This is a genomic window from Streptomyces sp. NPDC058576 (assembly GCF_042718715.1).
Classification (GTDB): domain Bacteria; phylum Actinomycetota; class Actinomycetes; order Streptomycetales; family Streptomycetaceae; genus Streptomyces.
Genome location: NZ_JBHXPF010000001.1, coordinates 111636 through 132218, shown reverse-complemented (window position 1 = coordinate 132218; position 20583 = coordinate 111636). Strand labels below are relative to the sequence as shown.

The following is a 20583-nucleotide window of genomic DNA, read 5'->3' as shown; positions in this document are numbered from 1 at the left end:
GGACGGAAGATGAAGGCCTACATCGTCGGCGTCGGCATGACGCGATTCGAGAAGCCCGAGACCCGCGACTGGCAGTACTGGGACATGGTCCGCGAGGCGGGCGCCGCCGCCCTTGACGACGCCGGGATCCGCTACGACCAGGTCCAGCAGGTCCCCGTCGGCTACTGCTTCCAGGCCTCCACGGCCGGACAACGCGCCGTCTACGAGCTGGGACTGACCGGCATACCCGTCTACAACGTCAACAACAACTGCGCCACCGGCTCCACCGCCCTGATGCTGGCCCGGCAGTTCGTCCAGGGCGGCGGCAGCGACTGCGTCCTCGCCGTCGGCTTCGAGAAGATGGCCCGGGGCGCGCTGGGCGGCGGCTCCGACGGCGGCGACTTCGCGACCTCGCCCGTCACCCGGCACTACGGGATCATGGCGGCCGGTCACGGCTTCGCGATGTCCCCGCCCACCGCCCAGATCTTCGGCAACGCGGCCCGTGAGCACATGGAGCGGTACGGGACAACGCCCGCGCAGCTCGCGGCGGTCGGGGCCAAGAACCACCGGCACTCGGTGAACAACCCGTACGCCCAGTTCCAGGACCCGTACACGGTCGAGGAGATCCTCGCCGCCCGTACCGTCCACGACCCCCTCACCAAACTCCAGTGCTCACCCACCTCCGACGGCGCGGCCGCCGCCGTCGTCGTCTCCGAGCGGTTCGTCGACCTCCACGGCCTGGGGGAGCGGGCCGTGGAGATCGCCGCCCAGGCCATGACCACCGACACCGAGGCCTCGTTCGCCTCCGGCCGGTGCATCGACGCCGTCGGCGCCCCGATGTCCCGGGCCGCCGCCCAGCAGGTGTACGCGGCCACCGGCCTCGGCCCGGGCGACCTCGACGTCATCGAGCTGCACGACTGCTTCTCGATCAACGAACTCCTCACCTACGAGGCGCTGGGCCTGTGCGAAGAGGGGGAGTCCGGCAAGCTCGTCGAGTCCGGGGCGACCACCTACGGCGGACGGTGGGTGGTGAACCCGTCCGGCGGGCTGATCTCCAAGGGCCATCCGCTCGGCGCCACCGGCATCGCCCAGGCCGCCGAGCTGACCTGGCAGCTGCGCGGCGAGGCCGGCGCCCGCCAGGTCCCCGGCGCACGGACCGCCCTCGCACACAACATCGGCCTCGGCGGAGCGGCGGTGGTCACGCTGCTGCGGCGCGGCTGAGCCGCCTGCGGCGCGCGGCCCGGGTGTGTAGGACCTCGGTCCCGGTGACCGGGACCCCGGACCTGGATCCGATACCCGATGTACGGGCCACGCGCCGCCTGCGACCATGACCGTCATGCCCGACGTCTCCGCGCCCGCCACCGCCCCGTCCGCCACCGCCCGCATACGGCCCAGCACCTGGGCCGTCGTGCTCGCCGCCTGCACCGGCCAGTTCCTCGTCGTCCTCGATGTCTCCGTCGTCAATGTGGCGCTGCCCTCCATGCGGGCCGACCTGGGGCTGAGCGCGGGGGGCCTCCAGTGGGTCGTCAACGCCTACTCGATCGCGTTCGCCGGGTTCATGCTCCTGGGCGGGCGGGCCGCCGACATCTACGGGCGCAAGCTGATGTTCCTCGTCGGTCTCGGCGTCTTCACCGCCGCCTCCCTCGCGGGCGGCCTCGCCCAGGAGGGCTGGCAGCTCCTCGCCGCCCGCGCCGCACAGGGCCTCGGGGCCGCCGTCCTCGCCCCCGCCACCCTCACCATCCTCACCGCCGCCGTGCCCGAGGGCCCGGCCCGCACCAAGGCGATCGGCACCTGGATGGCGGTCGGGGCGGGCGGCGGCGCGGCCGGCGGGCTGATCGGCGGAGTCCTGACCGACGCCCTCTCCTGGCGCTGGGTCCTCCTGATCAACGTGCCCATCGGCGCGCTCGTCCTGATCGCCGCCGCCCTGCGGATCACCGAGGGCAGCGCGGGCGACCGCCGCCGCGTCGACCTGCTGGGCGCGGTCCTGGTCACCGCGGGCCTCGCCGCCGCCGCGTACGGCATCGTCCAGACCGAGGCCGAGGGCTGGACGGCCGCCGAAACCCTTGTGCCGCTGCTCTCCGGAGTCGCGCTGCTGGCCGCCTTCGTGCTGGTCGAGGCGCGGACCGCCGTCCCGCTGGTCCCGCTGCGCGTCTTCTCCGTGCGGGCCGTTTCCTCGGCCAATGTGTCGATGCTGCTCATGGGGTCGGCGACCTTCTCCATGTGGTACTTCATGACCGTGTACGCCCAGAACGTCCTGGGCTACACACCGTTGGAGGCCGGTCTCGCGCTGATGCCGACCTCGGCCGCCGTCATCATCGGCTCGAAGCTGGCTCCCCGCCTCATGGTCCGCACCGGGGCGAAGAGCCTCGCCGTCGCCGGGGTCCTGATCACCGCGGCGGGCTTCGGCTGGCAGTCCACGATGGGCGTCGAGGGCTCCTACCTCACCGCGATCTGCCTGCCCGGCGTCCTGATGATGGCCGGCGCCGGTCTCGCCTCCACCCCGCTCGCCACCCTCGCCACCTCGGGCGCGGAGCCGGGCGACGCCGGACTCGTCTCGGGCCTGGTCAACACCTCCCGCACCATGGGCGGCGCGCTGGGCCTCGCGGTGCTCTCCACGGTCGCCGCCGCGCGCACCGCGGGCTCCGGCGACCTGGTGGAGGTCACCGCCGGATACGCGACGGCCTTCCGGACGGCGAGCGGGGTGCTGCTGGCCGGGGTGATCGTGATGCTGATCTGGCTGCCGAACCACCGCGGGCCCCGGCGCCGCCCCGCACGCCCACTGATCTGACGGGACGTCAGCAGTCTTCCCAACTTCCGGGGCCTGCGTTATACATGGGCCATCGGCTAGAACGCGTTCTAGAAGGAGCGTGCCCGTTCCGAAAGGGGCGTGCCCTGCCGGTCACCGCACGACCTCGGTGCGGCCGACGGTGCGGACGGCCGTGCCGAGGTCTTGACACCATCAAGGAGCAGCTCCGTCATGCCCATTGATGCCTCAGCGGCTCTCGCCGCCGAACCCCGCCGAGCCGAGATCGGCTGGGACCACAAGGACGTCCAGCTCTACCACCTCGGGCTCGGCGCGGGCATCCCCGCCACCGACCCCGACGAACTGCGCTACACCCTGGAGTCCCGGCTCCAGGTGCTGCCGAGCTTCGCCACCGTCGCGGGCGCGGGCACCGCCGCCTTCGGGGGGATGGGCGCGCCGGGGATCGACGTGGACCTCGCCGCGGTCCTGCACGGCGGCCAGACCGTGCGCGTCCACCGCCCGATCCCGGTGACCGGCAGTGCCGTGCAGACCTCGAAGGTCGCGGCGGTGCACGACAAGGGCAAGGCCGCCGTCATCGTGCTCCGTACCGAGGCGAGCGACGGCGACGGACCGCTGTGGACCAACGACGCCCAGATCTTCGTGCGCGGTGAGGGCGGCTTCGGCGGCGAGCGCGGCCCCTCCGACCGGCTCGCCCCGCCGGAGCGGGCCCCCGACCGCACGGTGGCGCGTCCGATCCGCGAGGACCAGGCGCTGCTCTACCGCCTCTCCGGCGACTGGAACCCGCTCCACGCCGACCCCGCTTTCGCCCAGACGGCCGGCTTCGACCGGCCGATCCTGCACGGCCTGTGCACGTACGGCATGACCCTGAAGGCCGTCACCGACACCCTGCTGGACGGTGACGTCTCCCGGATCACCGCCTACCGCACCCGTTTCGCCGGAGTGGTCTTCCCCGGCGAGACCCTCCGGATCCGGATGTGGACCGGGGACGGCCGGATCCAGGTGACCGTCGCCGCCGCCGAGCGGGACGACGCACCGGTCCTCGCCGACACGCTCGTCGAACACTCCTGAGCACACCAGAGCCCTGCTGTTGATCACGATCTGAGGGGAGCCGCAGCCATGCGCGCAGCCGTACTGCACGAGACAGGCCAGGAGAAGCTCGAAGTCCTCGACGACGTCGAGGCGGTGGGCTTCGGCCCTGGAAAGGTCAAGCTCCGCATCCGCGCCACCGGCCTCTGTCACTCCGACGTCTCCGCGATGAGCGGCGTCCTCCCGCAGCCCGCCCCCTTCATCCCCGGCCACGAGGGCGCGGGCGAGGTCGTCGACGTCGGCGACGGGGTGACCGGTCTGAGCGCCGGCGACCGGGTCCTGGTCTGCTGGCTGCCCGCCTGCGGGGACTGTCCGTCCTGCAAGCGCGGCCAGACCCAGCTGTGCCTGGCGGGCTTCATGAACGCGGGCACCCCCAACTTCAAGCGCCCCGGCGGGGACGTCTTCGGCTTCGCGGGCACCGGTACCTTCGCCGAGGAGGTCGTCGTCGGCGCGGGCTGCGCGGTGCCGATCCCCGACGACGTACCGTTCGAGGTCGCCGCCCTGATCGGCTGCGGGGTCACCACCGGCCTCGGCGCCGCCATCAACACGGCGAAGGTGGAGGCCGGTTCGTCGGTCGCCGTGATCGGCTGCGGCGGCGTGGGCATCTCCACGATCCAGGGCGCCCGGGTCCAGGGGGCTGCCCAGATCATCGCCGTCGATCCGGTCGCCTCCCGCCGCGAGGCCGCCCTCCGCTTCGGCGCCACCGAGGCCGTCGCCCCCGACGAACTGGCCGACGCCAAGGCGCGGATCACCGGCGGCGAGGGCTTCGACTACGTCTTCGAGGTCGTCGGCAAGTCCGCCACCGCCCGCACCGCCTACGAGAACACCCGCCGCGGCGGCACCCTGTGCGTCGTCGGGGCCGGGGCCATGGACGACACCTTCCAGGTCAACATGTTCGAGCTGTTCTTCGACGAGAAGCGCATCCTGCCCTCCATGTTCGGGGGAGGGGACGTCCTGCGCTCGTACGAGAGGGCCATCGCGCTCTGGCGGGCGGGCCGCATCGACCTGGAGTCGATGATCACCCACCGGGTCCGGCTGGACGGGGTCAACGACGCCCTGGACCAGATGCGCACGGGCGAGTCGCTGCGTACCTGCATCGAGCTCTGAACCGCGCCCGCATCCAAGGAAGCCGAGGACCGTGATGTCACTTCCCCTCCCGCTGGACGGACTGTCCGCGATCGTCACCGGCGCGGGCCGCGGCCTCGGCCGGGCCGAAGCCCTCGAACTGGCCCGCCTCGGCGCGGCCGTCGTCGTCAACGACTACGGGCAGCCCGGCCGGGACGGCTCCGGCGAGGCGTCCGCCGCCCCCGCCGAGGAGGTCGCCGCCGAGATCCGCGCGGCCGGCGGCCGGGCCGTCGCGCACCTCGGCGACGTGTCCGACCACGAACAGGCCCGTGAACTGGTCGAGTCGGCCGTATCGACGTACGGCCGGCTCGACATCCTGGTCAACAACGCGGGCATCCTGCGCGACCGGATGGTCTTCTCGATGACCGAGGAGGAATGGGACTCGGTGGTCCGCGTCCACCTCAAGGGCCACTTCAACACCACGCACTTCGCCGCCGTCCACTGGCGCACCCGCGCCAAGGAGACCGGCGGGCCGGTCTACGGGCGGATCGTCAACACCTCCTCGGAGGCGTTCCTCGCGGGCTCGGCGGGCCAGCCCAACTACGCGGCGGCCAAGGGCGGCATCGTCGGCCTCACCACCTCCACCGCACTCGCCCTCGCCAAGTACGGCGTCACCGTCAACGCCATCTGCCCGCGCGCCCGGACCCGGATGACCGAGGACGTGTTCGCGGGCTTCCAGGAACCGGCGGACGGGGCGCTCGACCCGCTGGCGCCCGAGCATGTCTCCCCGCTCGTCGGCTACCTCGCCTCACCGGCGGCGGCCGGGGTCAACGGGCAGCTGCTCGTCGTCCACGGAGGCCTGGTCGCCGTCGTCGAACGGCCCCGGGTGGCAGCACAGTTCGACGCCGGGAAGGAGACCTTCACCTTCGCCGAGCTGGACGAGATGCTCACCCCGTACTACGCGGACCGGCCCCCGAACGAGACCTTCGCCGCCGCCGAAGTGCTGGGGCTGAAGCGGCGGTAACCGGACGCCCGTGAGGGCCCGGACGTGGGGGGGGGGGGGCCGGGCGGCCGGGCGCGGGGCGGGGCCCCCCCGGGGCGGCGCGGGGTGGCGTCGGGGGGGGGGGGGGGGGGGGGGGGGGGGGGCGGGGGGGGGGGGGGCGGGGGGGGGGGGCCCGGGCCGGGGCCGCCGGGGGCCCCGCCCCTCCGCGTGGCACTGCTCGGCGGTTCAGGCCGCCCTGGATTCCTCTTCGGCGGGCCGCCGGTGGCGGCCGTGCGGCTGCACCGACGTGTTCTCCGCCGACGCACCCCCTCGGTGCTTTCCGGAACCGCCGGTTCCGGCTCCCTCGTCCGCCCCCGTCGGGCGCTGCTGGGTCGTGTCGGTCCGTGCTTCGGACATGTGGGAAGTCACCCCGTTGTGATCGCTTACCTGTGTCGCACCTACGTGTGTCGCAAGCCCCGCCACCGCCATCCGACCCGGTCACCGTCGGTACCCGCCCGGTACGGCCGCGTAGCCCAGGCCCCGAATTCAATCAGGTCGAGCGGCTCTGTGCAGAGGCGCCTGCCCCAACGGAACGGGCTTACACACAGCAGGAGCGGCGACGGGCGCGGACGGTTCCGTTCCGTCCTCCATTCCGCCCGCCCCCTCTCCCGTACCGCCGGTCCCGGCGGAGGGTTCCCCGTCCCCGGGGGCGGCCAGCAGCGCCACGCCGCAGGGCGTCGCCCCGTTCGCGTACGGGAGACGCAGCACCCCGTCCCGGCTCCAGTACCCGGCCCCCGGGGCCCAGCCCAGCGGAGCCGCGAACTGGTGCAGCCGTCGGCCCGCCGGGCGCCAGACGCCCACCCAGCTCCCCGGGGCCCCGTCGATCCGCAGCGCCACCGCGCAGCTCTCCGGCATCAGCATCTGGCCCGGCTGCACCGCGAACGGCGTCACCGCCACATCGGCGAGGCGCAGGCACTCCGGGAACCTCACCGGCAGGCAGCTCCCCAGCACCCCCCAGCCGATCCGGTCGTGGCCCGGGGCGTCGGAGCGGAGCAGCAGCAGCCCGCTGTCGGCGTCCGCGAGCAGCAGCCGGTCGTCGCTCCCCGGTGCGATCTGGAGCAGCGGTGTCACCTCGCCCCGCCGGCCCAGGTCGACGGCGACCGCCTTGACCGGTCCACCGCCCGGCTCCTGCCGGTCCAGCGCCAGTATCCGGCCCGCCCGGTCCAGCCATACCCCGCCCGAGCAGTGCCCGGGGATCCGTGCGACCTCCTCGGGCCCGAACGCTCCGCCCGCCACCAGCCACAGCGCCGAGTGGTGCTCGCCGGCCGCCAGTGCGTACACGGACCGGCCGTCCGGGGACGGCGGCAGCAGGGTCATCCCCGCGCACTCGACCGCGCCCAGCAGGAGTTCGCCTGTCCCGGGCCCGGTCGGGTAGAGCAGCGAGAACATCTGCCGGTCCGCCACCTGCCGCCGGATCAGCACCCGCCCGTCGGCCAGCGGGGCCACCTCGGAGTCCGGCTCCTCCGGCTGGTCGAGGGGGAGGGGTACCGCGTACGGCTCGGGCCCGTCCAGCGTCCACCGCTCCGGGTACCAGGCGCGTTCCCCCGGCGGCCCGGGAGCCGCGGTGAGCCGGGCGGCATAGGCCCCGTCGGCGGTGAGCGTGAAGCCGCCGGGGAGCGGCGCGGCACCGGCCGGCGCCTCCGGCCCGCCCCTGGCGGCGGCCGACGCCGCCTCTTCCGGCCCCCCGGCCGCGGTGGGGCCGGGCGGGCTGTGTTCTTCCGTCCGGGCGGGCTTCCCGGGGTCGCCGGACCTCTCCGGGGCAGGCTCCGCTACGGCCCTTGCCGGGGCCTCCGCTTCCGAGCGGTCCCGATCGGACCTCTCTGGATCGGGCTCCGTTTCCGGATCCGATCCCGGTCGCGTTCCCGGTCGCTTTCCTGGTTCCGTTTCGTGGTCCGCCGTCGCGGCGGTCCCGGCGGATCCACCCTCGATGGCACAGGCAGTCATGGACTCGTCACCTCCGGCTACGAAAGCTAGTTTTCGCACTTCCAGCCGAACAACACGAGCCACCTCACTTCACACATAAGGGTGGCGATGCCCGGATTCTCCTGAAGTGGAGGGGGTCAGTGTGCTGTTGGATGCGGCCGCGTCTATGGTGAGGCGGCCCTGACCAAGAACCCGTGCCCCCATGCACGTGCGCGGACAACTGGAGCAAGCGATGTCCCTTCGGCCCCGCGGTACCGCCGCAGTAGCCCTGGCCGTGGCGGCCGCTCTCTCCCTGTCGGCCTGCGGTGGCGGCGCGGACACGGGCGCGGCCGGGTCCGACGCGGGCGGCGGCGACAAGGCCGCCGTCGCCACGGGCGGCAAGGACTTCGCGGACGCGGCGAAGAAGACCGCGTCGTACGGCACGGACGCCGCGGCCGGTGAGTTCCCCCGTACGGTCACCCACGCCATGGGGAAGACCGAGATCAAGGCCGCGCCGCAGCGCGTGGTCGTGCTGGACGTCGGCGAGTTCGACAACGTCGTGTCGCTGGGCCTGAAGCCGGTCGGCTACGCCCCCAGCGAGGGCGACGCGGCCATCCCCTCGTACCTGGAGAAGGACGCGGGCGAACCGAAGAGCGTCGGCACGATCAACAGCCTCAACCTCGAGGCCATCGCGGGCCTGCGGCCGGACCTGATCCTCGGCAGCCGGCTCCGCGCGGCGGACACGTACGACGAGCTGTCCAAGATCGCCCCCACCGTGTTCTCCATCCGCCCGGGCTTCACCTGGAAGGAGAACTACCTCCTCAACGCCCAGGCACTGGACCGGACGAAGCAGGCCGAGTCGGCGCTCGCCGCGTACCGGGAGAAGGCCCGGAAGCTCGGCGAGGACCTCGGCCCCGACAAGCCGACCGTCTCGATGGTCCGCTACCTGCCCGACCGCCTCCGGCTCTACGCCAAGGCCTCGTTCATCGGCACGATCCTCGAAGACGTCGGCCTGCCGCGTCCGAAGAACCAGCAGATCGACGACCTCGCCGCCGAGATCAGCCCGGAGAGGATCGACGAGGCGGACGCCGACTGGATCTTCACCGGCGTCTACGGCGACGCGAAGGCCACCCAGCGCGACACCGCCCGGTCCAACCCGCTGTGGAAGAACCTGAAGGCCGTCAAGGAGGGCCGGGCCAAAGACGTCTCCGACGAGACCTGGTACCTGGGCCTCGGCGTCACCTCGGCCGGCCTGGTCCTCGACGACCTCCGCGCGGACCTGGTGAAGTAACGATTCGTGCCCGGCCGCCGGTCCTGGCGCACAGGTCCGGCGGCCAGGGGCGACGGACCACGCCGGACAGGTAGCCTTTGACCCGTGCCCCGTCTGTCTGAAGTCATCGCCGCCCTCGACGCCCTGTGGCCACCCGAGCGGGCCGAGGGGTGGGACGCGGTCGGGACGGTCTGCGGCGATCCGGACGCGGAGATCAGCCGGGTGCTGTTCGCCGTCGACCCGGTCCGCGAGATCGCCGACGAGGCCCGGGAGCTGGGCGCCCAGCTGATCGTCACCCACCACCCGCTCTACCTGCGCGGGACGACGACGGTCGCCGCCGACACCTTCAAGGGCCGGGTCGTCCACACCCTGATCAAGCACGACATCGCGCTCCACGTCGCGCACACCAACGCCGACACCGCCGACCCCGGCGTCTCCGACGCCCTCGCCGGCGCCCTCGACCTGCGGGTCACGGGACCTCTCGTCCCCGATCCCACCGACCCCGAGGGCCGGCGCGGACTCGGCCGGATCTGCGAACTGGACCACCCCGAGACCCTCGCCGCCCTCGCCGCCCGGGCCGCCGCCCGGCTCCCCGCCACCGCGCAGGGCATCCGGCTGGCCGGCGACCCGGAGGCGCTCGTACGCACCGTCGCCGTCAGCGGCGGCTCCGGCGACAGCCTCTTCGACGCCGTGCGCGCCGCCGGCGTCGACGCCTTCCTCACCGCGGACCTGCGCCACCACCCGGCGTCCGAGGCCGTGCAGCACTCGCCGCTCGGCCTCGTCGACGCCGCGCACTGGGCCACCGAGTGGCCCTGGTGCGAGCAGGCCGCCGCCCAGCTCGACGCTCTTTCCGACCGCCACGGATGGGACCTGCGGGTCCATGTCTCGAAGCGGGTCACCGACCCCTGGACCACCCACCATTCCTCTGGAGCCCCCAACTGAACGCCGCGCCCGCCGACCAGATCCGACTTCTCGACGTCCAGGCCCTCGACACCCGTCTCGCCCAGCTCTCCCACAAGCGCACCTCGCTGCCGGAGCACGCCGAGATCGAGCAGCTCAGCAGCGACCTCGCCCAGCTGCGTGACCTGCTGGTCGCCTCCACCACCGAGGAGAGCGACACCACCCGCGAGCAGACCAAGGCCGAGCAGGACGTCGACCAGGTGCGCCAGCGCGCCGTCCGCGACCAGCAGCGCCTGGACTCCGGCGCGGTCTCCTCGCCCAAGGACCTGGAGAGCCTCCAGCGCGAGATCACCTCGCTCGCCAAGCGCCAGGGCGACCTGGAGGACGTCGTCCTGGAGATCATGGAGCGCCGCGAGGGCGCCCAGGAGCGGGTCGCCGAACTGACCGAGCGGGTCGCCGCCGTCCAGGCCAAGGTCGACGCCGCCACCGCCCGTCGCGACGCCGCCACCACAGAGCTGGACGCCGAGGCCGCCACGGTCACCAAGGACCGCCAGGTCGTCGCCGAGGTCATCCCCGCCGACCTGCTGAAGCTGTACGACAAGCTCCGCGCCCAGCAGGGCGGGGTCGGCGCCGCCCGCCTCTACCAGCGCCGCTGCGAGGGCTGCCGCCTGGAGCTGAACATGGCCGAGGTGGGCGACGTGAAGGCCGCCTCGCCCGAGACGGTCCTGCGCTGCGAGAACTGCCACCGCATCCTGGTCCGCACCTCGGAGTCGGGTCTGTAATGAGCGTCGCCCGCCAGGTGGTGGTCGAGGCCGACGGCGGCTCCCGGGGCAACCCGGGGCCCGCCGGTTACGGTGCGGTCGTCATCGACCCGGCCACCGGCGAGCCCCTCGCCGAGGCCGCCGAGTACATCGGCGTCGCGACGAACAACGTCGCCGAGTACCGGGGCCTGATCGCCGGTCTGACGGCCGCGAAGGCGTTGTTCCCGGACGCGGGGGACGCGCTGTGGGTCCACGTCCGGATGGACTCCAAGCTGGTGGTCGAGCAGATGTCGGGCCGCTGGAAGATCAAGCACCCCGACATGAAGCCGCTGGCGGCGCGCGCCGCCGCGATCCTGCCGCCGTCCTCGGTGACGTACGAATGGATCCCGCGCGCGCAGAACAAGCACGCGGACCGGCTCGCCAACGAGGCGATGGACGCCGGCCGCGACGGCCGGCAGTGGGAGGCCTCCGCCTCGACGGCCGCCCTGGACACCCCGGCCGCCCGCCCGGTGACCACTCCGCCGCCCGTCCAGGGCCCGCCCGGCGACCAGGTCGCGGGTGCCGCCAGGGCCCGTGCGGCGCTGGCGGCCGCACGCGGCGCGACGGCCCCCGAGGCGGACGCGCTCTTCCCTGTACCGGAGGCCGGGGCGCCGGACCCGACGGTCCCCGCCGCGCCGACGCCCGCCCCGGCCCCGGCGCGGACGGCCGGAGCGACCCCGCAGACCGGCTGGGGATCGGCCCCCGACCTGGGCGCTCCCGCCACGCTCGTCCTGCTCCGGCACGGCGAGACCGCCCTCACGCCCGAGAAGCGGTTCTCCGGCAGCGGCGGCACCGACCCCGAGCTCTCCGCCACGGGTCGGGACCAGGCCGAGCGGGCCGCCGGGCACTTCACCGCGCTCGGCACCGTCCAGGAGATCGTCAGCTCCCCGCTGCGCCGCTGCCGCGAGACCGCCGCCGCCGTCGCCGCCCGCCTCGGCCTGGACGTCCGGATCGACGAGGGCCTGCGCGAGACGGACTTCGGCGCGTGGGAGGGCCTGACCTTCGGGGAGGTACGGGAGCGGTACGGCGACGACCTCACCGCCTGGCTTGCCTCCCCGGACACCGCCCCGACCGGCGGCGGCGAGAGCTTCGCGGAGGTGGCCGAGCGGGTCGCGGCCGCCCGGGACCGGATCGTCGCCCGGTACGCGGGGCGCACGGTCCTGCTCGTCACCCATGTGACGCCGATCAAGACGCTGGTCCGGCTCGCTCTGGGAGCCCCGCCGGAGGCGCTGTTCAGGATGGAGCTGTCGGCGGCCTCGATCTCCACGGTCGCCTACTACAGCGACGGCAACCCCTCCGTACGCCTGCTCAACGACACCTCGCACCTGCGCTGACAGCGGCGCGCATGAGCTGGTCGACGGGGCTGCTCGGGTTCGCCGCCGGGCTGCTGATCTCCGTGGCCACCGCGCCGGTGGGCGTCTCGGGCGCGGTGTTCCTGCTGCCGGTCCAGGTCAGCGTGCTCGGGGTGCCCAGCCCGGCGGTCACCCCGACCAACCTGCTCTACAACGTGGTGGCGGGCCCCGGGGCCCTGCTGCGGCACCACCGGGCCGGGACCCTGCGGGGACCGCTGACCCGGCTGCTCGTCCTGGGCACCGTTCCCGGGGTCGTCGTCGGTGCGGTGATCCGGGTGTTCGCGGTGCCGGGCCCGTCGGTGTTCCGGCTGCTCATCGCCGTCCTGCTGCTGCCGTTGGGCGGCTGGCTCTGCCTGCGCACCCTGCGCCGTGCCGCCCGCCCGTCCCCGGCGCGGGAGCCCTCGTCCCGTGCCGTCACCCGGCTGGCCGTGGCGGTCGGCGTCGCCGGAGGGATCTACGGGATCGGCGGCGGCTCACTCCTCGGCCCGATCCTGGTCGGGCGCGGCATGCCGGTGGCGAAGGTCGCCCCGGCCGCGCTCGCCGCCACCTTCGTGACCTCCGTGGTGGGGGCGGGGACCTACGCGCTGCTGTCCCTGACCACCACCGGCGACATCGCGCCCTTCTGGTCGCTCGGCCTGGCCTGCGGACTCGGCGGACTCTGCGGGGGCTACCTCGGCGCCCGGCTCCAGCCGCGCCTGCCGGAAACGGCGCTGCGGCTGCTGCTGGGGGTGCTGGCCCTGGGCGTCGGAGGGCTCTATGCCGTACAGCTCCTGCGCTGATGCTGCGCTGCTGGATGGTTACGGGGCGAGCGCCGCCGCCTCGGCCGCCAGGCGGGCCACCCGGTCCCAGTCCTTCGCCGCCACCGCGTCGCCCGGGACCATCCAGCTGCCGCCCACGCAGCCGACGTTGGGCAGCGCGAGGTACGACGGCGCCGAGGCGAGCGAGATGCCGCCGGTCGGGCAGAACCGGACCTGGGGGAGCGGTGCGGACAGGGCCTTGAGATAGGCCGTGCCGCCCGCCGCCTCGGCCGGGAAGAACTTCATCTCGGTCACCCCGCGCTCCAGCAGGGCCACCACCTCGGAGGTGGTCGAGACGCCCGGCAGGAACGGCAGCCCGGACGCCTTCATCGCCTCCAGCAGCGTGTCCGTCCACCCCGGGCTGACCAGGAACCGGGCCCCGGCGGCCACCGTCTCCCGGACGTGCTCCGGCGAGATCACCGTGCCCGCGCCGACCACCGCGCCCGGGACCTCGGCGGCGATGGCCCGGATCGACTCCAGCGCGGCGGGGGTCCGCAGCGTCACCTCGATCGCGGGGAGCCCGCCCGCCACCAGCGCCCGCCCCAGCGGCACCGCGTCGGCCGCGTCGTGCAGGACGACGACGGGGACGACGGGCGCGAGATCGAGGACGGAGGCGTCGGACGGGGCGGCGGGCGTGGCGGACGGCACGGAGGAGGTCATGGGGCCATCCTGCCGCGCGCATGGCGTTATGTGCAACGATCGTTGCGTCCTGCGCAACGGTTGCATGCGTCCGCTCAGTGGATCTCCGTCACCACCACGTCCAGCGACCACGGCCGCCCGGCCCGCGCGGGGGCCTCGGCCTCCACCACGTATCCGAGGTCCCGCAGCGCCTCCACCAGGCCGGCCGGGTCCTGGGGACGCGCACCCGCCACCAGCAGGTCGCGCACCATCCGCCCCTTGGTCGCCTTGTTGAAGTGGCTCACCACGGACCGCTTCTCCACCCCGCCGACCAGCTGGGAGTGCAGCACCCGCACGCTCGCCGTGCGCGCGGCCACCTCGCCCTTCGGCTTCCACGCCGCCGTGTACGCGGAGGACCGCAGATCCAGGACGAGCCCGTCCCCGGCGGCCTCGGGCAGCACGGTCTCCATCGGGGCACGCCAGTACGCGCCGAGCGCGCCGAGAGCGGGGAGCTTCACGCCCATCGAGCAGCGGTACGGCGGAATCCGGTCGCCGATCCGGACCGCGCCCCACAGCCCGGAGAAGACCAGCAGCGACTTCGCCGCCCGCCGCCGCGCGTCCGCCTCCAGCGAGGCCAGGTCGAGGGCGTCGTACAGCACACCGGTGTACAGCTCGCCGGCCGGACGGGTTCCGGCGGTGCGCAGCTCGGCGTTCTTGCCGACCTCGCCGCGCAGCCCCACGCTCAGGCCCAGCACCTCACGGGCCTTCTCCTCGTCCGCCTGGCACAGCTCGACCAGCTCGTCCAGCACCGCCGCACGGGCCGGGGCGAGCCCCGGCAGCGACAGCGACTCCGGCTTGAGGGAAGCCCCGCGCCCCGAGGCGGCCTTTCCTTCGGAGGGCGGCAACAGCACGAGCACGGCGGTTCTCCTTCGTACGTACGGCGAGCGCGGATCCGGTGGGCGTGCGGGCTCGCCGGGTCCCCGGCAAGGGTACGGGGACGGGCCGGTGGGTCCCGTACGGCGGCGGGGCCGTTGAAGGGCAGTGGGGGCCCTGGTACGGCGATGGGGCCTCGCGCGGCGGCGGGCCACTGGTACGGCGGCGGGCTCCCCGTTCAGCGTCGGCCGAACCGGGAACGGGGCGCGGGAGTCGCCCCGGATGCCGCCCGCCCCCGCCCGGCCTACGCTCGGTCCATGCCCCGCCGCCACCTGCGTATGACCGGCGCAGCCGACTGCTCGCTCGGGGCCGCCCTGCGGGCGCTGCGCACCGAGCTCGACCTGCCCGCCGCCTTCCCGCCCGAGGTGCTCGCGGAGGCGGAGCAGGCGGCGAGGGATCCGGACCTGTCGGCCCACGAGGACGCCACCGACCTCCCCTTCCTCACCATCGACCCGCCCGCCTCCACCGACCTCGACCAGGCGATGCACCTGGAGCGCCGCGGGCACGGCTACCGGGTCCACTACGCCATCGCGGACGTCGCCGCGTATCTCCGTCCCGGCGGGGCGCTCGACGCGGAGGCCCACCGGCGGGTCACCACCCTCTACTTCCCCGACGACCGGATCCCCCTCCACCCCGCCGTCCTGTCCGAAGGCGCGGCCAGCCTGCTCCCCGGCGAGACCCGCCCGGCCGCGCTGTGGCGGATCGACCTGGACAGCGACGGGCGGGCCGTCGCCACCGACGTACGCCGGGCCCTGGTCCGCAGCCGCGCGAAGCTCGACTACGCGGGCGTCCAGCGGCAGATCGACGCGGGCACGGCCGAGGAACCCCTCGCCCTGCTCCGGGACATCGGACGGCTGCGCGCGGAACAGGAGCTGGCCCGGGGCGGCATCTCGCTCGACGTCCCCGAGCAGGAGATCGTCGAGCACGACGGCTCCTACGGCCTCGCCTACCGGGCCACGCTCCCCGCCGAGGCCTGGAACGCGCAGATCTCGCTCCTCACCGGCATGGCCGCCGCCCGCCTCATGGCCGACACGGGCACCGGCATCCTGCGCACCCTGCCGATCGCCCCGGACGGGGCCGTCGCCCGGCTGCGGCGCTCCGCCCACGCCCTGCGCATCGACTGGCCGCACCACGTCCCGTACGCCGAGGTCGTCCGCTCCCTCGACCCGAGGAAGGGCAACCACGCGGCGTTCCTCCAGGAGTGCACCACCCTGCTGCGCGGCGCGGGCTACACCGCCTTCGAGAACGGCGCACTCCCCGACCCCGCCGCGCACGCCGCGGTCGCCGACCTCTACACGCACTGCACCGCACCGCTGCGCCGCCTGGTCGACCGGTACGCCTCCGAGCTCTGCCTCGCCGCGACCGGCGGGACGGAACCGCCCGAGTGGGTACGGGAAGCCCTCCCCGCCCTCCCGAAGGAGATGGCCGAGGGCACGCGCCGCGCGGGCACCGTGGAGCGGGCCTGCGTCGACCTGGTCGAGGCGGCCCTGCTGGAGGGCCGGGTGGGCGAGCTCTTCGACGCGTACGTCATCGACGTCCAGGAGCGGGACCCCCTCGTCGGCACGGTCCACCTCCGGGACCCCGCGGTCGTCGGCCGGATCGAGGGCGGCACGGCCCCGCTCCCGCTGGGGGAGCCGCTACGGGTCCGGCTCACCCGGGCGGGTCCGGCGGCGAGGACGGTGCTGTTCGCTCCGGCGTGACCGGCTTCCGCCCGAGCGCGGCGACGGCCGCCGGCGCGTCGTCCGCGTGGAACCGGAGCGTCCGCGCGCTCCCTCGCCGCCCGAGCGGCCGGACGAATTCCACCGGCTCGGCCAGCTCCACGGTCACCGTCGTCCCGCTCCCCACGGCCAGGTCGAGGACCCCGTCCTCATCGACCCGCACGAGCCCGCCGCCGTCGTAGCGCCGCTCCACCCGGGCGGAGGCGATGACGGCGGCGGGCACCCGGAGGTCGAACAGGGCGCCGTAGCGCAGCCGCAGCGATCCGTCGGCCGCCACGAGATGCGGCCGCGTCACACAGGCGGCGTGCAGGGCGAGGATGATCACGATCCCGTACACGTCCACCACGAGCAGGATCGCGTGGACCAGCGGCCAGGGGATCACCAGGGCCAGCACCACGGTCTCGACCACGGAGACGAAGAGAAACGTCCACATGATCCCGGTCTGCGGTTCGGTGTACGAGAAGGGCCGGGCCCCTTCCGGAATCCGGTGGCGGCGGCGTACGGCCCACAGCCCGAGGCTGTGCAGTGCCCGGAACTCGTGCACGATCAGCCGCCGCACGGCCACCGGCACCACCGCGCGCACCGCCGCGAGCCCGGCCTCCCGCCGCCCGTCGCCGGCCCGCCGCCGGGCGGCGTACAGCGGCCACATCACGTACGCCTCCAGCGCGAGCATCCCCACGACCAGCGCCTCGGCCCCCAGCAGAACGGCGCCGGGTATCCGCACCCCGGCCACCAGGCAGACCAGCAGCGCCACTTCCCCGGGCAGCACCGCCCACACCGCGACCCGAGCCGCCCGCAGCCCCATCGTTCTTCCCGCGCTCATGACGTCCCCCTCCTCCGCACCCGCTCGGCCAGCCCCTCCATCACCCGGCGCACCACCGCACGCTGCGCGGGCGGGTAGTCGTCGAGCAGCACCCGCCCGAGCCCTGTCGCCGACGGCTCCCCGTCGGGGATCACCGCCAGGACCTCGTCCGGTACGGCGGCGACCAGTTCGGCGGCCAGCGGGGTGATGCGCGGGTCGTCCTCCGCGGCGCCGGCCAGCTCGTCGAGCCGCTCGTACAGCGCGAGTACGCCCGGATCCTCGGCCAGCGGCCGCAGCGCCGCGAACACCTCGGCCCCGGCCCCGTCGCCCGCCGTGTCCAGCAACGCCAGATGCTCGCGGTCCTTCGCGGCGGCCGGGGACGCGGTGGCGGGCGCGTGCTCCAGGAGCGCGGCGAGTGCGGGGGAGAGCGGCCCGTCCGAGGTCAGCGGCGCCTCCAGGAGTGCGGCCAGCACCTGCCGCCGCTCATGGATCTCCCGCTCCTGCCGCGCCAGATCGGCGTCCAGCTCCCCGAGCACCTCGGCCAGCTCCCGCCCCGCGTCGTCGGCGAGCACGTCCCGCACCTCGTCCAGCGAGAGCCCGATCTCCGTCAGCCGCCGGATCCGGGCCAGCAGCACGGCATCGCGGACGGTGTACGCCCGGTAGCCGTTGGCCTGTCTCGCGGGCTCGGGCAGGAGCCCGATGTGGTGGTAGTGCCGGACGGCCCGGGAGGTGATTCCCACGAGCGCGGCGATCTCTCCGATACGCATGCGGCCAGTAGAAACGTTGACGCTGCGGCAAGGTCAAGCGACGTTCCGGGCGCCGCGACCCGGTGTTTCCTCCCGGTAGTATGTGCGGCACGGCAGACGAGCCGCGCGGACGGCCGCGTGAGGATCCTTCGGGGTTCTCCCGAGGAACGTCCGGGCTCCACAGGGCAGGGTGGTGGCTAACGGCCACCCGGGGTGACCCGCGGGACAGTGCCACAGAAAACAGACCGCCCGGGACCTCGGTCCCGGGTAAGGGTGAAACGGTGGTGTAAGAGACCACCAGCGCCTGAGGTGACTCAGGCGGCTAGGTAAACCCCACCCGGAGCAAGGTCAAGAGGGGCCGCCCCGGAAGCGGGACGGCCCTGCGTGAACGTTCGAGGGCTGCTCGCCCGAGTTCACGGGTAGACCGCACGAGGCCGGCAGCAATGCCGGCCCTAGATGGATGGCCGTCTCCCCGGCCGCCGCGAGGCGACCGGGAGACAGAACCCGGCGTACAGCGCGACTCGTCCTGCCGAAGGGGCCTCTGCTCAGCAGACATGCTGAGCAGAGGCCCCTTCTTGCTGCTCCCTCCTCGGAGCGGCAACGCGCAGTTCAGGAGCGCCCTTTGGAGCAAGGTCCAAGATTTACGCCGATGTGACACCGGGGTCTTCTACGAAGGCGGCGACTCCGCCATAGTGCCGAACGCGGAAGTCCACTTCCGTATCCCAGAAGTCACGTTGGAGGGAGTGCCTGTGTCGTCGTCCGTACCGTCCCTGCCGCGACGCGCTGCACGCATGCTGCGTACCTCACTGTTCGCCCAGGTCGGCGTCGCCCTGCTGGCCGGTGTCCTCGTCGGGAGGCTGTGGCCCGATGTGGGCACGGCCGCCCAGCCGCTCGGCGACGGGTTCGTCCGGTTGATCAAGGCGATGATCGCGCCGCTGGTGTTCTGTGTCGTCGTCGCCGGGATCACCAAGGCCGGTGACCTCAAGTCGTTCGGACGCATGGGGCTCAAAGCGCTCATCTGGTTCGAGATCGCGACCACGGTGGCGCTCGTCGTCGGGCTGCTCGCCGGGAATCTGGCGGGACCCGGGAAGGGCATGAACGTCGACCCGGCCTCGTTGGACGCGTCCGCCGTCGACGAGAAGACCGGGGGCGGCGAACTGCCGTCCACCAGCGAGTTCATCCTGCACTCACTGCCCGACAGCGCGGTCGGCGCGTTCGCCGAGAACTCACTGCTCCAGGTGCTCGTTCTCGCCTGCCTCGCCGGAGCGGCGCTGCTGCATCTCGGCCACACCAAGGTGCCCGCCATCCTGCCCGCCATCGAACAGGCGCAGGAGGTCGTGTTCGCGATCGTCGGCTTCATCATGAAGCTGGCCCCGCTCGCCGTCTTCGGCGCCACGGCCCATCTGGTGGGTGAGTACGGTCTCGGCGCGCTGTCCACGTACGGCAAGCTCATCGCCGTGTGTTACGGCGTCGCGCTGGTCTTCCTCGTCCTGCTGGGGCTGGCCCTGAAGGCGCTCACCGGGCTCAGCCTGTGGCAGTTCATCCGCTACACGCGTGAGGAGATGCTGCTCGCGCTCGGCACCGCGTCCAGCGAGACCGTGATGCCGCGCATGATGCAGAAGCTCCGGCAGGCGGGGTGCCGCGACGACGCCGTGGGCCTCGTCCTGCCCACCGGCTACTCCTTCAACCTCGACGGCGCGTCCATCTATCTCTCCATCGGCACCCTGTTCATCGCTCAGGCCGTCGGCGTCGACCTCACCCTCGGCCAGCAGGTCACGGTGGTCCTGGTGCTCATGCTGACCAGCAAGGGCATGGCGGGCGTGCCCGGTTCGGCCTTCCTCGCGCTGTCCGCCACCGCCTCCGCCCTCGGTGTCATACCGGCGGGCGCGGTGGCTCTGCTGCTCGGCGTCGACCGGATCATGGACGCCATGCGGGTCGCCACCAACCTGCTCGGGAACTGCGTCGCCGTCTTCGTGGTCTCCCGCTGGGAAGGAGCGCTGGACCTGACCCGGGCCCGCAAGGTCCTCTCCGGGGAGATCGCCTTCGTGCCGGAGCAGGCGGAGCAGGCGGAGCGGGCCGAGCAGCCGGAGCGGGCCGAGCAGCCGGAGCGGGCCGAGCCGGGTGAGCGGGCCGAGCCGGGTGAACAGGGTGCGCAGAGCGCGTTGGTGAAGTCTCAGGCGCGGCCCGGGCCGGAAGCGGCGGATCGCACCGGGTGAGGACTGACCCCATGTCACTCGGGGCCTCCGCGCCGGTATTCCACCTGCGCGGAGGTCCTGCGGCATGTTCTGATCAGCCGTGATCGAGCATCGGCGTGAGGGAGTGACAGGGATGGCGTCCGAGCATCAGGAGATTCGGCTGCGCCCGGCGACGGCCCGGGACGCGCAGGCGGTCACCGGTGTCTTCCTGGCGTCCCGGGCCGCCGCCATGCCGTATCTGCCCCGGATCCACAGCGACCAGGACACCCTCGCGTGGATCACCCATGTCGTGCTGCCCACCAGCACCGCGGTGTGGGTGGCCGAAGAGGTGGGGGAGGGCGGGGAGTTGCTCGGGTTCGCCGTGCTCGCCGGGGGTGACGAGCTCGATCATCTCTACCTGCGGCCCGACTCGCTGCGGCGCGGGATCGGGAGCCGGTTGCTGGCTGAGGTGCGCGGGGCGGTCGACGGGCCGCTCGGCCTGTACGTGTTCCAGCGCAATGCCGCCGCCCGCGCCTTCTACGAGCGGCACGGGTTCACCGCCGTCGCGTTCGACGACGGTGGCCGCAACGAGGAGAACGAGCCGGACGTGCTGTACCGCTGGACGCCGTAGCGGC

Annotated in this window: 18 protein-coding genes and 1 other RNA gene; 14 read left to right on the top strand and 5 right to left on the bottom strand. The window is 73.6% G+C overall.

The window, feature by feature from the left end; translation table 11 throughout:
* Nucleotides 1-9 precede the first annotated feature (9 nt).
* From ACFWRV_RS00580 to ACFWRV_RS00560, 5 genes are all read left to right on the top strand, one after another.
* A complete protein-coding gene (locus ACFWRV_RS00580; protein ID WP_384326398.1) occupies nt 10-1200 on the top strand; it encodes a lipid-transfer protein in 1191 nt (396 codons plus the stop codon).
* Between the two features lie 106 nt (nt 1201-1306).
* Nucleotides 1307-2767, top strand: a complete 1461-nt coding sequence (locus ACFWRV_RS00575) for a DHA2 family efflux MFS transporter permease subunit (RefSeq protein WP_384326396.1) — start codon at nt 1307-1309, stop codon at nt 2765-2767.
* Nucleotides 2768-2956: 189 nt separating this feature from the next.
* Nucleotides 2957-3811: a MaoC/PaaZ C-terminal domain-containing protein gene (locus ACFWRV_RS00570; protein WP_384326394.1), complete on the top strand. Its 855-nt coding sequence runs from the start codon at nt 2957-2959 to the stop codon at nt 3809-3811.
* 48 nt (nt 3812-3859) lie between these two features.
* Nucleotides 3860-4936 carry a Zn-dependent alcohol dehydrogenase gene (locus ACFWRV_RS00565; protein WP_384326392.1) on the top strand — a complete coding sequence of 359 codons (1077 nt, stop codon included), beginning with the start codon at nt 3860-3862 and terminating at the stop codon, nt 4934-4936.
* Between the two features lie 34 nt (nt 4937-4970).
* Entirely contained in the window at nt 4971-5918 is a 948-nt protein-coding gene (locus ACFWRV_RS00560; protein ID WP_384326390.1) for a 3-oxoacyl-ACP reductase, read from the top strand.
* Between the two features lie 504 nt (nt 5919-6422).
* On the opposite strand, the gene ACFWRV_RS00555 is transcribed toward ACFWRV_RS00560, so the two are convergent.
* A complete protein-coding gene (locus ACFWRV_RS00555; protein WP_384326388.1) occupies nt 6423-7880 on the bottom strand; it encodes a hypothetical protein in 1458 nt (485 codons plus the stop codon).
* A 211-nt stretch (nt 7881-8091) separates the two neighbouring features.
* Here ACFWRV_RS00555 and ACFWRV_RS00550 point away from each other — a divergent pair, with 211 nt between their 5' ends.
* The 5 genes from ACFWRV_RS00550 to ACFWRV_RS00530 all read left to right on the top strand — a co-directional run bounded on the left by ACFWRV_RS00550 (nt 8092) and on the right by ACFWRV_RS00530 (nt 12939).
* Nucleotides 8092-9129 carry an ABC transporter substrate-binding protein gene (locus ACFWRV_RS00550; protein WP_384326386.1) on the top strand — a complete coding sequence of 346 codons (1038 nt, stop codon included), beginning with the start codon at nt 8092-8094 and terminating at the stop codon, nt 9127-9129.
* Nucleotides 9130-9213: 84 nt separating this feature from the next.
* Entirely contained in the window at nt 9214-10050 is an 837-nt protein-coding gene (locus tag ACFWRV_RS00545; protein WP_384326384.1) for a Nif3-like dinuclear metal center hexameric protein, read from the top strand.
* Nucleotides 10047-10790 carry a zinc ribbon domain-containing protein gene (locus tag ACFWRV_RS00540; protein WP_384326690.1) on the top strand — a complete coding sequence of 248 codons (744 nt, stop codon included), beginning with the start codon at nt 10047-10049 and terminating at the stop codon, nt 10788-10790. The genes ACFWRV_RS00545 and ACFWRV_RS00540 overlap by 4 nt, the downstream gene beginning before the upstream one ends.
* Nucleotides 10790-12142 carry a bifunctional RNase H/acid phosphatase gene (locus tag ACFWRV_RS00535; protein WP_384326382.1) on the top strand — a complete coding sequence of 451 codons (1353 nt, stop codon included), beginning with the start codon at nt 10790-10792 and terminating at the stop codon, nt 12140-12142. The genes ACFWRV_RS00540 and ACFWRV_RS00535 overlap by 1 nt, the downstream gene beginning before the upstream one ends.
* 11 nt (nt 12143-12153) lie before the next feature.
* Nucleotides 12154-12939, top strand: coding sequence for a sulfite exporter TauE/SafE family protein (locus tag ACFWRV_RS00530; protein ID WP_384326380.1), 786 nt, complete (start codon nt 12154-12156; stop codon nt 12937-12939).
* Nucleotides 12940-12957: 18 nt separating this feature from the next.
* Here ACFWRV_RS00530 and eda read toward each other — a convergent pair whose 3' ends face one another.
* Entirely contained in the window at nt 12958-13617 is a 660-nt protein-coding gene (gene eda / locus ACFWRV_RS00525) for a bifunctional 4-hydroxy-2-oxoglutarate aldolase/2-dehydro-3-deoxy-phosphogluconate aldolase (protein WP_384326378.1), read from the bottom strand.
* A gap of 74 nt (nt 13618-13691) precedes the next feature.
* On the bottom strand, nt 13692-14492 hold the full coding sequence (gene yaaA, locus ACFWRV_RS00520; protein ID WP_384326376.1) for a peroxide stress protein YaaA: 801 nt from the start codon (nt 14490-14492) through the stop codon (nt 13692-13694).
* Nucleotides 14493-14765: 273 nt separating this feature from the next.
* Between yaaA and ACFWRV_RS00515 the strand changes: the two genes are divergently transcribed.
* Nucleotides 14766-16208 (top strand): RNB domain-containing ribonuclease, encoded by a 1443-nt coding sequence (locus tag ACFWRV_RS00515; protein ID WP_384326374.1) that lies wholly within the window; start codon nt 14766-14768, stop codon nt 16206-16208.
* Here the strand turns inward: ACFWRV_RS00515 and ACFWRV_RS00510 are convergent.
* Complete coding sequence (locus ACFWRV_RS00510) at nt 16159-17049, bottom strand: hypothetical protein (RefSeq protein WP_384326372.1); 891 nt, start codon at nt 17047-17049, stop codon at nt 16159-16161. The two genes, ACFWRV_RS00515 and ACFWRV_RS00510, sit on opposite strands and share 50 nt — an antisense overlap.
* Entirely contained in the window at nt 17046-17795 is a 750-nt protein-coding gene (locus tag ACFWRV_RS00505) for a MerR family transcriptional regulator (RefSeq protein WP_384326370.1), read from the bottom strand. The genes ACFWRV_RS00510 and ACFWRV_RS00505 overlap by 4 nt, the downstream gene beginning before the upstream one ends.
* A 97-nt stretch (nt 17796-17892) precedes the next feature.
* Here ACFWRV_RS00505 and rnpB point away from each other — a divergent pair.
* The 3 genes from rnpB to ACFWRV_RS00490 all read left to right on the top strand — a co-directional run bounded on the left by rnpB (nt 17893) and on the right by ACFWRV_RS00490 (nt 20579).
* Nucleotides 17893-18302: RNase P RNA component class A (gene rnpB / locus ACFWRV_RS00500), an RNA gene on the top strand.
* A gap of 263 nt (nt 18303-18565) precedes the next feature.
* Nucleotides 18566-19990: a cation:dicarboxylate symporter family transporter gene (locus tag ACFWRV_RS00495; protein WP_384326368.1), complete on the top strand. Its 1425-nt coding sequence runs from the start codon at nt 18566-18568 to the stop codon at nt 19988-19990.
* A 112-nt stretch (nt 19991-20102) separates the two neighbouring features.
* Nucleotides 20103-20579, top strand: a complete 477-nt coding sequence (locus ACFWRV_RS00490; protein ID WP_384326366.1) for a GNAT family N-acetyltransferase — start codon at nt 20103-20105, stop codon at nt 20577-20579.
* The last annotated feature ends 4 nt before the right edge of the window (nt 20580-20583 follow it).

Coding starts and splice junctions, on each gene's coding strand:
- eda (WP_384326378.1), bottom strand. CDS start 13,617: ATGACCTCCTCCGTGCCGTCCGCCACGCCCGCCGCCCCGTCCGACGCC.
- ACFWRV_RS00575 (WP_384326396.1), top strand. CDS start 1,307: ATGACCGTCATGCCCGACGTCTCCGCGCCCGCCACCGCCCCGTCCGCC.
- ACFWRV_RS00490 (WP_384326366.1), top strand. CDS start 20,103: ATGGCGTCCGAGCATCAGGAGATTCGGCTGCGCCCGGCGACGGCCCGG.
- ACFWRV_RS00495 (WP_384326368.1), top strand. CDS start 18,566: ATGCTGCGTACCTCACTGTTCGCCCAGGTCGGCGTCGCCCTGCTGGCC.
- ACFWRV_RS00560 (WP_384326390.1), top strand. CDS start 4,971: ATGTCACTTCCCCTCCCGCTGGACGGACTGTCCGCGATCGTCACCGGC.
- ACFWRV_RS00535 (WP_384326382.1), top strand. CDS start 10,790: ATGAGCGTCGCCCGCCAGGTGGTGGTCGAGGCCGACGGCGGCTCCCGG.
- ACFWRV_RS00570 (WP_384326394.1), top strand. CDS start 2,957: ATGCCCATTGATGCCTCAGCGGCTCTCGCCGCCGAACCCCGCCGAGCC.
- ACFWRV_RS00565 (WP_384326392.1), top strand. CDS start 3,860: ATGCGCGCAGCCGTACTGCACGAGACAGGCCAGGAGAAGCTCGAAGTC.
- ACFWRV_RS00510 (WP_384326372.1), bottom strand. CDS start 17,049: ATGAGCGCGGGAAGAACGATGGGGCTGCGGGCGGCTCGGGTCGCGGTG.
- ACFWRV_RS00515 (WP_384326374.1), top strand. CDS start 14,766: ATGCCCCGCCGCCACCTGCGTATGACCGGCGCAGCCGACTGCTCGCTC.
- ACFWRV_RS00550 (WP_384326386.1), top strand. CDS start 8,092: ATGTCCCTTCGGCCCCGCGGTACCGCCGCAGTAGCCCTGGCCGTGGCG.
- ACFWRV_RS00580 (WP_384326398.1), top strand. CDS start 10: ATGAAGGCCTACATCGTCGGCGTCGGCATGACGCGATTCGAGAAGCCC.
- ACFWRV_RS00505 (WP_384326370.1), bottom strand. CDS start 17,795: ATGCGTATCGGAGAGATCGCCGCGCTCGTGGGAATCACCTCCCGGGCC.
- ACFWRV_RS00530 (WP_384326380.1), top strand. CDS start 12,154: ATGAGCTGGTCGACGGGGCTGCTCGGGTTCGCCGCCGGGCTGCTGATC.
- ACFWRV_RS00555 (WP_384326388.1), bottom strand. CDS start 7,880: ATGACTGCCTGTGCCATCGAGGGTGGATCCGCCGGGACCGCCGCGACG.